This window comes from Rothia sp. 18CD1-1 (genome assembly GCF_055285355.1).
The window spans coordinates 381,669-394,213 of sequence record NZ_JBUZLI010000003.1 but is presented as its reverse complement, the minus strand read 5'-3'; the positions used below and the strand labels follow the sequence as shown (position 1 = coordinate 394,213).

Genomic DNA, 12,545 nt, shown 5'->3' with positions numbered 1-12,545 from the left:
TTGCTATCAACCCGCACAAGGCACCGCCACAGGCTGGGGACCCGTACCCCGGAGAGGACCGCCTCCCCGTGGATCGGGTAAAAACCATCGTGTGTCACGATAGGCAAGCATATTGATGGGGGCACCGGTACAGCGGCGCAACACATAAGCGACGCTGCCGATCCCATATGACGAGGACATATTGACTGAGAATACCCCTGCCACCAGTGCAGACCCCGAGTTCGTTCAAGCCGCCGACCCGGAGGCCGAGGAGACGACCGAGCAACAGAGTAATCAGACCGCAGACGCAGACACCGTTAGATTTACCGATCTCAACCTCGACGCGCGGGTGCTGGCCGCTCTTGAAGAGGTCGGCTATGAGACCCCTTCACCCATCCAGGAGCAGACCATACCGCTTCTGCTCAACGGCCAAGACGTGATGGGTCTGGCGCAGACCGGTACCGGAAAAACAGCGGCCTTTGCCCTGCCCGCCCTGTCCCGCATGGCAGAACTTGCAGACATTAACGGGCCCAGCAGACAAACCCAGGTATTGGTTCTGGCCCCCACCCGCGAGCTGGCCTTGCAGGTGGCAGAAGCCTTTGGCTCCTACGCAACCCACCTTGAAGATTTCACCGTGCTGCCGATCTACGGCGGATCACCCTATGGGCCCCAGCTCCAGGGGCTCCGCCGCGGTGCCCAGGTGGTTGTGGGCACCCCCGGCCGCGTGATCGACCACCTGAACAAGGGTTCGCTGGATCTCTCCCACCTGCAATACCTGGTGCTTGATGAGGCCGACGAGATGCTGCGCATGGGCTTTCAGGAAGCGGTAGAGGAGATTTTTACCCAGACCCCCGACGCCAAACAGGTGGCGCTGTTTTCGGCGACCATGCCCGCGTCGATCCGCAAGATTGCAGACCAGTACCTCAATGACCCCGCCGAGATTCGGGTCAAAGCTAAGAGCACCACCGCGGCAAAAATTCGCCAGCGCTACATGCAGGTAATGCACGCGCACAAGCTTGAGGCAATGACCCGCGTGCTGGAGGTGGGCGACTACGACGGTGTGATTGTTTTTGTGCGCACCAAAAAAGAGACGGAGGAGGTTGCCGACAAGCTCAAGGCGCGCGGCTATCAGGCGGCCGCCATCAACGGCGATATTCCCCAGCAGCAGCGCGAACGCACCGTGGATTCCCTGCGCGAGGGGCGGATCGATATTCTGGTGGCCACCGACGTTGCGGCCCGGGGCCTCGATGTTGAGAGGATCTCGCTGGTGGTCAATTTTGATATTCCGCACGACACCGAATCATATGTGCACCGTATCGGCCGTACCGGCCGCGCCGGCCGCGCCGGTGAGGCTATCCTGTTTATGACTCCCCGTGAAAAATACATGCTGCGGCAGATTGAGAAAGCAACCCACCAGAAGGTGGAGCTTATGCACATGCCCTCGGTTGACGACGTAAACGAGAACCGCAAGTCGCGTTTTGCCCAGCAGATTACCGACACCATCGAAACGGAAGACCTCTCGGTATTTCGCGAAATTATTACCGCCTACGAGAACGAACACGACGTTGACCCGCTGGAAATTGCGGCGGCTATTGCCGTGATTGCTCAGGAGGGCCGCCCCTTCTTTGCCGAGGAGATCCCCGAGATGAACAGGCGCGGTAAGCGGGACCGTTTTGACGACGATCGCGGGGGCCGAGGCGACCGCGGCGGCAATAAGAAACGGCATCGTGAAGAAGGCATGGTGGACTACAAGCTGCAGGTGGGCCACGTCAACCGTGTAACCCCCGGGATGATCGTGGGCGCTCTCAGCAATGAGGGCGGCATTAAGGGGTCCCAGGTGGGGTCAATTGATATTCGCAAACATTTCACTATTGTGGGCTTGCCCGAAGACCTACCGCGTGATTTCTTTGACCGGCTTGAAGATACCGAGCTCAACGGTCAGCTTCTCGATATTACGCGCGATAGGGGGCCCAGGAAGAGCGGCCGTCAGTTTGGTGGTAGCCGCGGAGGTCACCGGCGTTTTGACCGTGATGACCGCCGGGGCGGTTTCAGGAAGAATGACGGCTTCAAAAAGGGCCGTCGAGAGGGTTCTCGATACTAGGGTTTTGCCCTCCCGGTGAACCCATTTTTGGGTGGTGCAGACCATGGGAAACCTCCCGCTTTTTGATTTGCGCCCCGTGCAGAGGCTACTGTAGAGTATTCTCTGTTGCCCCGATAGCTCAGTGGTAGAGCGCCATCTTGGTAAGATGGAGGTCCCGGGATCGATTCCCGGTCGGGGCTCTTGTATGGGCCCTTAGGTCTCATACATGGCGGTGTAGCTCAGCTGGTTAGAGCGCACGACTCATAATCGTGAGGTCGACGGATCGAGCCCGTCCACCGCTACGCCCCGATAGCTCAGTGGTAGAGCGCCATCTTGGTAAGATGGAGGTCCCGGGATCGATTCCCGGTCGGGGCTCGTTTTTATTGGCTTCTTATTCTTGCCCTGGTGGGCCGAGTTTACCGGTTCCGTGAGATCATAATAGACTTCTCTCTATGGCTGAAATACAAACCGTTAACCCCACCATTGTGGGCCGCGTTTACCGGACCGGCGAAACATACCAGGTGGGGCGCGAAAAGATTCGTGAATTTGCCCGAGCTGTTAAGGCGGACCACCCGCTGCACCACGATACCGAGGCCGCCCGTGCCGCCGGCTATACCGACCTCGTGGCCCCACCAACTTTCGCCATTATTCTGGCCCAGCGGGCAGACGCCAAGCTTATTGAAGATCCCGAGTCGGGGATAGATTTTTCTCGAGTGGTGCACGCCGACCAGCGCTTTACCCACCACCGGCCCATTCAGGCCGGCGACGAGCTCGTCACCGAGGTGCACATCGACCACCTGCGCACTGTTGGCAGCGGGGCCATGATCACCACCCGCGAAGAAATTACAACCGTTGACGGTGAACCCGTGACAACCTGCCTATCGTCACTGCTGGTGCGGGGAGAGGACTAGGACCATGACCCAGCCGATATATGAAAACCTTGAAAAAGGGCAGCAGATAGGGGAGATGGAAGTCCCGGTCAGCCGAGCAGACCTGATTGCCTACGCCGCAGCCTCGGGCGACTACAACCCCATTCACTGGAACCAGCGTTTTGCCACCGCAGTTGGACTACCCGGGGTGATCGCCCACGGCATGTTCACCATGGGGGCGGCGGTACAGCTGGTTACTCACTGGGTAGGGGACCCCGGCGCTATCCTCGACTATCAGACCCGTTTCACCAAACCGGTCCCTGTCCCCGATGCCGAAGGGGACTCTCACCCGGCGACCGGCGGAAACACGGTGAAAGTGGTGGGCAAGATTGGGGCCCTTGACACCGAAAATCACACAGCACGCATCGATCTCACCGTGAGCGCCCGGGATACCGAGGGCGCAGAACAAAAAGTGCTGGTTAAGGCGCAGGCACTGGTCAAACTCCGCCACTAAAGATAGCTAAACTTATACAGTGACTGAACAACTCTTGAGCGAACTCACCACGGCCGCGGTCGGTGGGGCAGCCAGACACTATGTACAAGCTCGCGACGAAGACGCTATCATTGAGGCGGTCTGTGCCGCAGACCGCAAAGGCGAGAAACTGCTTATCGTCGGCGGGGGATCCAACCTCCTGGTCTCCGATGGGGGCTTTGACGGCACGGTGGTGCACATAGCCAGCCGGGGGATAGAGAGGCGGGACATTCCCGTGTGCGGCGGCATCAACGTGCGGGTGCAGGCCGGGCATAACTGGGATGATTTTGTCAAGCACACCGTTGACCGGCAGTGGCAGGGCCTGGAGGCCCTTTCGGGCATCCCCGGTGTCGTGGGGGCCACCCCGGTACAAAATGTGGGCGCTTACGGGGCCGAGGTCTCCCAAACCATTGCCAGCGTGCGCACCTGGGATAGGCACACGGCGCAGCTTAAAACCTTTGCGCTGGCAGACCTAGCGTTCGGCTACCGCGATTCGGTTCTCAAAAGATCGATGGTGAACGGTTCCCCGCGCTACGTAGTGCTGACCGTAGACTTTCAGTTCACCCGCGGCAGCCTCTCAGCCCCCATTCGCTACGCAGAACTGGCGCACCGGCTCAACCTTGAGGTGGGGCAGCGGGCAGACTCGCAGCAGCTGCGTGAGACCGTGCTGAGACTGCGCGCCGCCAAAGGTATGGTGCTTGACCCCCGGGACCGCGATACCTACTCCACCGGCTCCTTCTTCACCAATCCGGTCGTCGATACAGAGCGTGCCCGTGCCCTCCCCCCCACCGCCCCGCATTTTCCCGCCCTGGACTCAGCGGGTGAACCGATCGCGGGAAAAACCAAGCTCAGCGCTGCATGGCTGATTCAGCAGGCGGGCTTTGATAAAGGATTCGGGCTCGCCGGAGACTCCCGCCACATTGCCGGCGGCCGCGCCTCGCTATCGACCAAGCACACCCTGGCGGTTACCAATAGGGGAGGGGCAAGCTGCCTCGACATGCTGGCCATAGCGCGTACCGTGCGTAGCGGGGTATTGGAGGCTTTCGGCATAGAGCTGGTTCCCGAACCGGTGATCGTGGGTGAGTCACTTTAGGAAAATCAGTGAGGATTGACCGAGAAATTGCCGATGCAGAGAGCAGCCGTCTGCACCGGGCAATGCAGCGGTTTCGCCGGTTGATGTCCCGGCATACGCTGTTACTTGTGCTCTACAGGTTCACGGTCACCGTGCTGGGTTTTATCTGTATTGTGGCCGGAATGATCATGCTGGTGACCCCGGGGCCCGGGTGGCTTTTTATCTTTATCGGCATGGGCCTGTGGGGCACCGAATTTCACTGGGCACACCGGCTTAACGTCTGGGCCAAAGCAAAGGTGCTGGGCATCTGGCGGTCTATCGAGGCGGGCCGGGAGAAACGGCGGGCGCGGGCTACAAAGAATAAACCCCACCACTGTCCCAGCGGTGAGCACTATCACCGTACAGGAACAGGCTCACACACCGACACCGGAGACTAGGGATCGAGCCCCAGCTCGTGCCGGCAGATAGCCAGGATCTCGGTATCTTCAACCCCGAGCCTGCGCATGGAAAGGATGTAGCGGCTGGTGAGCTCGTGCTTTTTCTGTGCGGTGGTATCGATTGCGGTGATAAAACTGCCGGCGCGGCCGTGGGTTTCAATAGCCCCGGCTGCCTCCAGTTCCTTATAGGCTTTAGCAACGGTGTTCACCGCAAGCCCCAGCTCCTGTGCCAGGGTGCGCATGGGTGGAAGCCTGTCACCGGCCACCAGCTTACCCTCGGCCCGCAGGGTGATGATCGCTCGTCGGAGCTGCGAGTAGGGTGGGACATCGGAATCTTTATCCACGCTCAAACTTAGCGCACTCATCCCCGCCCCCGGGCTATCGCGGCGATTATCTTCAGATGAATTTGTGGTGTGCTCAGGCATAGTCACTCCCAACGATGGTGCTAGAGGGTGCCGGTAGCTATTTTGAGCATCCGACGTACAGGCTCAGCGGCACCCCACAGGAGCTGGTCTCCCACGGTGAAGGCGCTGATATACTGCGGCCCCATCGACAGTTTACGGATACGGCCCACCGGGATCTGTAGGCTGCCCGACACCGCCACGGGGGTAAGCTGCTCCACTGTGGCCTCGCGCTCGTTGGGCACCACCGTTGACCAGGGGTTGTCGCTATCAATAATGTCTTCAATCTCTTGGACCGAGAGGTCTTCGGTCAGTTTGAGGGTGAGCGCCTGCGAATGCGAGCGCATGGTGGCGATACGCACGCAGAGGCCGTCAAGCGGCACACGGTCGCCGCCGGTGAGCCCCAGAATCTTGTTTGACTCTGCCTCCGCTTTCCACTCCTCTCTGGACTGGCCGTTCCCCAAATCTGTATCTATCCAGGGTATGAGTGAACCCGCCAACGGTACCCCGAACTGCTCGGTATCCAGTTCACCGCCACGCTGCCGCTCCAGCACCGTGCGGTCAATATCGAGGATCGCCGACGCGGGGTCGGCGAGTTCGTCGGTAACAGCCGCCGATATGTCGCGGAAGCCCTTGAGCACCTCGCGCATGTGGCGGGCACCCCCGCCGGAGGCGGCCTGGTAGGTCATCGAGGTCGCCCATTCCACCAGTCCCCGCTTCCACAGGCCGCCCAGGCCCATGAGTAGGCAGGAGACCGTGCAGTTGCCGCCGACAAAATCTTTGGCACCGCCCTGTAGTCCCCGATCGATTACCTGACGGTTGACGGGGTCGAGAACGATGACCGCGTCATCGTTCATGCGCAGTGTTGAGGCGGCATCGATCCAGATGCCTGTCCAGCCACTGCGCCGAAGCCTAGAATGGACCGCACTCGTGTAGCTGCCCCCCTGGGTTGACACGATGACCGGGTTTGTGGCCAGGTCCTCGATGCTGTAGGCATCGTGCAGGGTGCCCTGTTCCCCATTGACAACCGGGCCCGCACCGCCGGCGTTGGAGGTCGAGTAAAAAACGGGACTAATGTCGGCAAAGTCGCCTTCTTCTACCATGCGCTGCATGAGCACCGAGCCCACCATGCCGCGCCAGCCCACAAAACCTACTGAGTCACCGCTGGTAAAAGTCATAAAACTCAGTTTAGCTAATTAAAGCGGTGGCCGCCGCCAGCGTTCGAACCTGTACCGTAGGGGCTGTTTCTCGGTCTGATCGGCTGCGGGTATCACCCAGCCCCTGCTGCTTGCGGTATAGTCGCCGGCTGTCTCCAGGGACCAGTCGGGCCCCAGAACGGGTGCCGGGGAGTCCCCCTCTACCGTAACGTCTAGGACGGTGCGCTCAACCAGGGTTACCGCATTACCGGTGACCCCGGCGATATCGGTTCGCGGCAGTACCTGATCAAAGAGGGAAGAGCCACCAATAAGCCAGATGGTCGTGGACAGCGTGGAGGCCGCCTCCACCGCCTGCTCAAAACTGGGAAACCACAGCGCCCGGTGGGCGGAGGTGGGAAGCTGGATCCTGCGGGAAAGCACCAGATTCTCCCGCCCCGGTAGAGGCCGGTAGGCGGGTGGAAAAGAATCCCAGGTGCCCCTGCCCATCACCACCACCGATCCCAGGGTTTTCCGCTTAAAATGGGCGAGATCCTCGGGGACGTACCAGGGCATGGTCCCGGCCCTGCCGATCACCCCGTTCAGTGACTGCGCCCAGATAGCGCCCAACAGCGGTTTACTCACCGGAACCCCTAGACCGCGATCGGGGCTTTAATGGTTGGGTGGTGCCGGTAGTCGACCAGCTCAAAGTCGTCAAACTCGTAGTCAGCCAGGCTGGGTTTCTTCCGTTTAATCACCAGCGTGGGGTAGGGGTAGGGGGTGCGGGAAAGCTGCTGAGACACCTGATCAAAATGGTTGGAATAGATATGGCAGTCGCCGCCGGTCCACACAAATTTTCCCGGAACCATTCCCACTTCTTGAGCTATCAGCCGGGTGAGCAAAGCGTAGGAAGCAATATTGAAGGGAACCCCCAAAAACATGTCCGCGCTGCGCTGGTAGAGCTGACAGGACAGCTCGCGAACACCGTCGGCCCGCGGGGGGCCCGCATAGAATTGAAAAAGGGCGTGGCAGGGGGGCAGCGCCATCCGGTCAATCTCGGCCGGGTTCCACGCGGTGACAAGGTGACGCCTCGAATCGGGATCGAGCTTAAGAGACTCGATCACTCCGGTAATCTGATCAATAGTTTGGCCGTCTCCGGCAGGCCATGAGCGCCACTGTACGCCGTACACCGGGCCCAGCTCACCGTCAGAGTCAGCCCACTCATCCCAGATCGAGACCCCGCGTTCCTGGAGCCAGCGCACGTTTGACTCTCCGCGTAAAAACCAGAGAAGCTCAAGCACCACCGACCTAAAATGCACGCGCTTAGTGGTAATCAGCGGAAAGGATTCTCGTAAGTCAAAAGACATCTGCTGGCCAAACAGGGAGCGGGTGCCGGTACCGGTGCGGTCGGGCTTATCGTCACCGTCTTTAAGAATGCGGCCCAGCAGGTCCTCGTAGGGGGTGGGTATAGCCGGAGTCATTCCACCTATTTTAGCCGGTACAACCACGCTTGACGAGAGGTAAAGATCACCATCGTGGTCTTTCGGGTAACCTCGGAAACCGCGCACACCTAATCGTCAAAAGGTCGCACCTGCTCCAGGGAGATCACCCGGTTGCGGTGTTTTCGGGAGAGCTGCACAACCAGCATCTCGCCGGGAGCTAGATAGGGATCACGCCGGGGCAGCCTGCTCGTCAGGTACTTGTTGGTGTAATCGGAGAAGACATCGAGCACCGTGGGGAGCACCGGCCGGTGGGTGCACAGCAGAACAGAAGAGTCTTTATCAAAGAGTGATTTCACCACCTTGGCTGCTTTCTTGGGGTGCTGCTTGTGTGCGGCCTCGGTCACCGCAGACTTCTTTTTGATAGGTGTACCCGTCTCCTTGTTGTAGTGGGCAACCGTTTGCATACACCGCACCCAGGGAGAGGAATACACCTTCTGAGGCCCCCACGCGATGAGCAGGCGGCACACGGCTAAAGCCTGCCGCTTACCGCTTGCCGCCAGGGGGCGTTCGCCCTCGGCGGCACTCCAGTTAGAACGCGGCTTGGCCTTAGCGTGGCGAACCACCACCACGGCGCGGGTGGCCAGGTCGCCGTCCCGCCACAGTTTCTCTAAACGGTCCAGCGGCTGCACATCCGAGCGGTTGGTCAGCAGCTTACGCGCCTCTTTGACACTCACCCAGTCGAGCCGGTCCACCTCCCCGCGGTCGGCACGGGCGGTAGTCCCCGCCGGCAGCTGGGCCGCCCAGTAGTAGACATCCTTACTGCCCTGTTTAACCCGGTAGGAGGTGACAGCAAGCGGAACACCCAGAGTGACCTTCAGGTTAACCTCCTCGCGCACCTCGCGGACAGCGGTTTCGGGAATGGTTTCGCCCTCATCCTGTTTACCCTTGGGCCAGGACCAGTCATCGTACTTGGGGCGGTGGATCATGAGCACCTCGAGCCGATCGTGCCTAAAGCGCCAGACCAGGCAGCCGGCAGCCGTCACGTCGGGACCGGTGCTTGCAGTACGCGTCACAGAAAAATCTCCGTCGCGGTGGTTCGCAATATATACCGGAGTTTTAGGCATGGTAGAACCTCTGTGTGCTAGCAAAAATATATCTGCGAGGGGAGAAACCCTCACAGATATTCTAGGGGAGAAGACCCCTTTTACCTACTCGCTCCTATTTCGTTTTTCGCCGCTCCCGGCTCGCAAGATAGTAGGACTGCACATCAACCAGGGGCTCCCCCTGAGCATCAAGACTGTGGCGCACCCAGGCGCCGTCAGCTCCCAGATGCCAGCTCGACGTATCGTCAGACATATAGTTCTTGAACATGTCGAGCAGGTACCTCTTATTGGACTCGGACGTGATGAGGGTGAGCGCCTCCACCCGGCGGTCAAGGTTACGGTGCATCATATCCGCCGAACCAATAAAAATCTTGGGGTCACCGGCATTTTCAAAGGTAAACACGCGAGAGTGCTCCAAAAATCTGCCCAGAATTGACCGAACCCTAATATTTTCGGAAAGCCCCGCCAGGCCGGGGCGTAGAGCGCAGATACCGCGCACGACCACGTTAACCTCAACCCCGGCCTGAGAAGCCCGGTAGAGGGAATCAATAATGGCCTCATCCACCATTGAGTTACACTTGATCTGCACCCGGGCCGTGTGCCCCGCTAGCTTGTGCTCAATCTCGCGGTTGATGTGGTCGATCAGGCCGGACCGGATGGAACGGGGGGCCACCAGCAGAGACCTGTAGGTGGTTTTGGGCGCGTAGCCGGAAAGCTGGTTGAACAGGCGCGAGACATCCTCGGTGATCTGCTCATCGCAGGTCAGCAGCCCCAGGTCCTCGTAGAAACGCGCGGTGGAGGGGTGGTAGTTACCGGTACCGATATGGCAGTAGCGGCGTAAGGTCTCACCCTCTTTACGCACCACCAGGGAAAGCTTACAGTGGGTTTTCAAGCCCACAATGCCGTACACCACGTGCACACCGGCGCGCTCAAGCTTGCGCGCCCACCTAATATTGGCCTCCTCGTCAAAGCGCGCCTTGATCTCCACCAGCGCTAGCACCTGTTTGCCGGCCTCGGCCGCCTCAATCAGCGCATCGACAATCGGCGAGTCCCCCGAGGTGCGGTAGAGGGTCTGCTTAATGGCCATCACGTTCGGGTCGGAGGCAGCCTGCTCCAAAAAGGCTTGCACGGAGGTGGCAAAAGAGTCGTAGGGGTGGTGCAGAAGAACATCGTGAGACCGGGTGGCGGCAAAAACGTTGGCGGCCTTGGCGGTCTCGTTTTCGTTCAGCCAGCGGGAAGTGTGGGCGATGTGCTTGGGATAGTGCAGTGCGGGCCGGTTGGCTTTCACAATCGCACTCATGCCGCGCAGGTCCAGGGGAGCGGGCAGCTTGTAGACCTCAGACTCGTCGATACGCAGCTCGGAGACCAGCAGGTCAAGCACGTTGGGGTTGATCGTATCCTCAACCTCAAGACGCACCGGGGGGCCAAAGCGGCGGCGCAGCAGCTCCTTTTCCAGAGCCTGTAGCAGGTTTTCGGCGTCGTCTTCTTCCACCTCTAGATCCTCGTTGCGGGTCACCCTGAAAGCGTGGTGTTCTACCACCTCCATGCCGGGAAAGAGCATATCGAGGTGTTGGGCAATCACGTCTTCGAGGGTGATAAAACGGGCCTGGCGGGAAGGGGAGTTAACGGCGCGTGGGCCGTCGACCGAGATCATGCGATCAATCTGGTCGGGCACCTTTAGACGGGCAAACAGTTCTTTACCCGACTGCGGGTTACGCACCACCACGGCAAGGTTGAGGGAGAGCCCGGAGATATAGGGGAAGGGGTGGGCGGGGTCAACTGCCAGCGGGGTGAGGATGGGAAAGAGCTCGTTCCGGAAATAGTGGGTGAGTTTCTCCTGTCCCTGGGCCTCAATATCGTTCCACTGAACGATACGGATCTTTTCTTTCTCCAGTGCGGGCACGATCTCGCGGTGGAAGCAGTTGTGTTGGCGCTCCATGAGTCGGTGGGCAGAGTCGGCAATTTCTTCCATCTGCTCATCGGGGGTGAGCCCGGCCGCTGAGGGCACGGCGATTCCGGTGGCAATACGCCGCCGCAGACCCGCCACACGCACCATAAAGAACTCGTCGAGGTTGGACCCGACAATGGACAGAAAATTTAGTCTTTCAAGCAGGTAGAGGCTGGGGTCTTCGGCCAGCTCTAGCACCCGGGTGTTGAAATCGAGCCAGCTGGTCTCGCGGTCAAGGAAGCGCTCAACACCAAAGTCGCCTTCCAGGTGGGGGAGTTTGACCTTCTCCACCGCCTCGATACGGTCTCCCTGGGTTTCGGCGCGATCAATCTTGTTAATGTCGCCACCGATACGGTGCGGGGTCTCGCCCTCGGTGGTCACGGTTTCAGTGCTCATTTACTATCCTTATCTGCCGCTGTTCAGTATTTTATGGTGTTGGTTCAAGGGTCCCGGTGTACATGATGTCTATGGTCTCGGGCTCGAACCCCAGAGACCGGTAGAGCCGTAGGGCGGCGGTATTTTCCGCGTCAACGTAGAGAACAATTCTTCGAAGTTTCTGCCCCCGCACGGTTGTTTGTGCCAGGTAGTCCATACCGGTGAGTGTGAGCGCTCTGCCCAGCCCACGCCCCTGCTGCTCGGGAGCGATACCCACGGCGTAGACCTCGCCTTCGTCTGATTGACCGGCCGGGATTTTGGTCCAGTGAAAACCGGCGAGTTTCCCCCCTTCTCGGGCCAGGAAGAAGCCCCGGGGGTCAAACCAGTCGGCGGCTATTCGCTGGTCCAGGTCCTCTTGGGTGAGGGAACCCTGCTCGGGGTGGCTGCTAAAAGCTGCGGCGTTGAGGCCCAGCCAGGCGGAGTCGTCGGTGCCGGGTATAAAGGTGGAGACCTCTATACCCGCAGGAAGGGGGGTCTCTGCCGCTGAGCGGGCAATGTCTGCCCGGCTTCGCACTGTCAAAGGAAGCGTGAGCTTGTGAAGCTCACGCACCGGGGCAAACCCGGCTCTCTCGGTGAGGGCAGCCATCGCCAACCGCTGCTGTTGCCCGCCCCCGCCCAGAATCTGGTGCTGCCACAGGTGGTAGGTACCGGGTGCCCGCTGCACCGCAAAATCTTCCAGGGCGCCGACCAGGCGGGACCCCAGCCCGCGGCCCCGATAGCGGGGGAGTACCGCGCCCTCAACCAGGCCGGGCTGATCGGACCGGGCGGGGAGTAGCACCGCTACCGCGGCCGGCTGCGCTCCCGCCGAGATCCAGACGGTGGCGGGCAGTGAATCCTTGTGGGGGCTATCATAATCTGCCCGGGGCCCCCCAGCCTTTCCAGCTGCTTTACGCACCTCGACCAGGGTCTGCTCGGAGAAAGCGTGGGCGCCGTCGTTTGCCGCCACCTCGGCTGCAAAGTCTTCGAACAGCTCTAGATTCTCGTCGGACAGCGGGCTCATGACGTGAAGCGATTCTGACACGGTTTCCTCTCGCACAAACAGGGTTTACCCTACAACTTTACCCGTAGCCCTCAACCGGTGGGCTAGGCGGTACCAAAGTATGTTGTCAGCGGA

General features: G+C 60.1%; 12 protein-coding genes and 3 tRNA genes. 8 read left to right on the top strand and 7 right to left on the bottom strand.

Annotated elements, in window-relative coordinates:
• The first annotated feature begins 181 nt into the window (after positions 1-181).
• The 8 genes from ACS1BR_RS03890 (at position 182) to ACS1BR_RS03855 (ending at position 4,969) form a co-directional block, all read left to right on the top strand.
• On the top strand, positions 182-2,080 hold the full coding sequence (locus ACS1BR_RS03890; RefSeq protein ID WP_463560164.1) for a DEAD/DEAH box helicase: 1,899 nt from the start codon (positions 182-184) through the stop codon (positions 2,078-2,080).
• Positions 2,081-2,187: 107 nt separating this feature from the next.
• Positions 2,188-2,259, top strand: a tRNA-Thr gene (locus ACS1BR_RS03885).
• Between the two features lie 28 nt (positions 2,260-2,287).
• Positions 2,288-2,361, top strand: a tRNA-Met gene (locus tag ACS1BR_RS03880).
• Position 2,362: 1 nt separating this feature from the next.
• Positions 2,363-2,434 (top strand) — tRNA-Thr (locus ACS1BR_RS03875).
• A 77-nt stretch (positions 2,435-2,511) separates the two neighbouring features.
• Positions 2,512-2,970: an FAS1-like dehydratase domain-containing protein gene (locus ACS1BR_RS03870; RefSeq protein WP_463560163.1), complete on the top strand. Its 459-nt coding sequence runs from the start codon at positions 2,512-2,514 to the stop codon at positions 2,968-2,970.
• A 4-nt stretch (positions 2,971-2,974) separates the two neighbouring features.
• On the top strand, positions 2,975-3,442 hold the full coding sequence (locus tag ACS1BR_RS03865) for a MaoC family dehydratase (RefSeq protein WP_463560162.1): 468 nt from the start codon (positions 2,975-2,977) through the stop codon (positions 3,440-3,442).
• A 19-nt stretch (positions 3,443-3,461) separates the two neighbouring features.
• Positions 3,462-4,553 carry a UDP-N-acetylmuramate dehydrogenase gene (locus tag ACS1BR_RS03860; RefSeq protein ID WP_463560161.1) on the top strand — a complete coding sequence of 364 codons (1,092 nt, stop codon included), beginning with the start codon at positions 3,462-3,464 and terminating at the stop codon, positions 4,551-4,553.
• A gap of 8 nt (positions 4,554-4,561) precedes the next feature.
• The gene (locus ACS1BR_RS03855; RefSeq protein WP_463560160.1) at positions 4,562-4,969 is read left to right on the top strand and encodes a TIGR02611 family protein; all 408 of its coding nucleotides are present in this window, start codon (positions 4,562-4,564) and stop codon (positions 4,967-4,969) included.
• On the opposite strand, the gene ACS1BR_RS03850 is transcribed toward ACS1BR_RS03855, so the two are convergent.
• From ACS1BR_RS03850 to mshD, 7 genes are all read right to left on the bottom strand, one after another.
• The gene (locus tag ACS1BR_RS03850; RefSeq protein WP_463560159.1) at positions 4,966-5,394 is read right to left on the bottom strand and encodes a GntR family transcriptional regulator; all 429 of its coding nucleotides are present in this window, start codon (positions 5,392-5,394) and stop codon (positions 4,966-4,968) included. The two genes, ACS1BR_RS03855 and ACS1BR_RS03850, sit on opposite strands and share 4 nt — an antisense overlap.
• A gap of 20 nt (positions 5,395-5,414) precedes the next feature.
• Positions 5,415-6,548, bottom strand: a complete 1,134-nt coding sequence (gene asd, locus ACS1BR_RS03845; RefSeq protein ID WP_463560158.1) for an aspartate-semialdehyde dehydrogenase — start codon at positions 6,546-6,548, stop codon at positions 5,415-5,417.
• Positions 6,549-6,566: 18 nt separating this feature from the next.
• Positions 6,567-7,148, bottom strand: coding sequence for a dihydrofolate reductase (locus ACS1BR_RS03840; protein WP_463560157.1), 582 nt, complete (start codon positions 7,146-7,148; stop codon positions 6,567-6,569).
• Positions 7,149-7,156: 8 nt separating this feature from the next.
• Positions 7,157-7,984 (bottom strand): thymidylate synthase, encoded by an 828-nt coding sequence (locus tag ACS1BR_RS03835; RefSeq protein WP_463560156.1) that lies wholly within the window; start codon positions 7,982-7,984, stop codon positions 7,157-7,159.
• Positions 7,985-8,073: 89 nt separating this feature from the next.
• Positions 8,074-9,069 carry an NUDIX hydrolase gene (locus ACS1BR_RS03830; protein WP_463560155.1) on the bottom strand — a complete coding sequence of 332 codons (996 nt, stop codon included), beginning with the start codon at positions 9,067-9,069 and terminating at the stop codon, positions 8,074-8,076.
• A gap of 94 nt (positions 9,070-9,163) precedes the next feature.
• A complete protein-coding gene (locus tag ACS1BR_RS03825) occupies positions 9,164-11,392 on the bottom strand; it encodes an RNA degradosome polyphosphate kinase (RefSeq protein WP_463560154.1) in 2,229 nt (742 codons plus the stop codon).
• 31 nt (positions 11,393-11,423) lie between these two features.
• A complete protein-coding gene (mshD, locus tag ACS1BR_RS03820; RefSeq protein ID WP_463560153.1) occupies positions 11,424-12,452 on the bottom strand; it encodes a mycothiol synthase in 1,029 nt (342 codons plus the stop codon).
• Between the last annotated feature and the right edge of the window lie 93 nt (positions 12,453-12,545).

Excerpts from the sequence above, each read along its gene's own strand:
- ACS1BR_RS03870 (WP_463560163.1), top strand. The coding sequence starts at position 2,512 with ATGGCTGAAATACAAACCGTTAACCCCACCATTGTGGGCCGCGTTTAC.
- ACS1BR_RS03865 (WP_463560162.1), top strand. The coding sequence starts at position 2,975 with ATGACCCAGCCGATATATGAAAACCTTGAAAAAGGGCAGCAGATAGGG.
- ACS1BR_RS03850 (WP_463560159.1), bottom strand. The coding sequence starts at position 5,394 with ATGCCTGAGCACACCACAAATTCATCTGAAGATAATCGCCGCGATAGC.
- asd (WP_463560158.1), bottom strand. The coding sequence starts at position 6,548 with ATGACTTTTACCAGCGGTGACTCAGTAGGTTTTGTGGGCTGGCGCGGC.
- ACS1BR_RS03835 (WP_463560156.1), bottom strand. The coding sequence starts at position 7,984 with ATGACTCCGGCTATACCCACCCCCTACGAGGACCTGCTGGGCCGCATT.
- ACS1BR_RS03830 (WP_463560155.1), bottom strand. The coding sequence starts at position 9,069 with ATGCCTAAAACTCCGGTATATATTGCGAACCACCGCGACGGAGATTTT.
- ACS1BR_RS03825 (WP_463560154.1), bottom strand. The coding sequence starts at position 11,392 with ATGAGCACTGAAACCGTGACCACCGAGGGCGAGACCCCGCACCGTATC.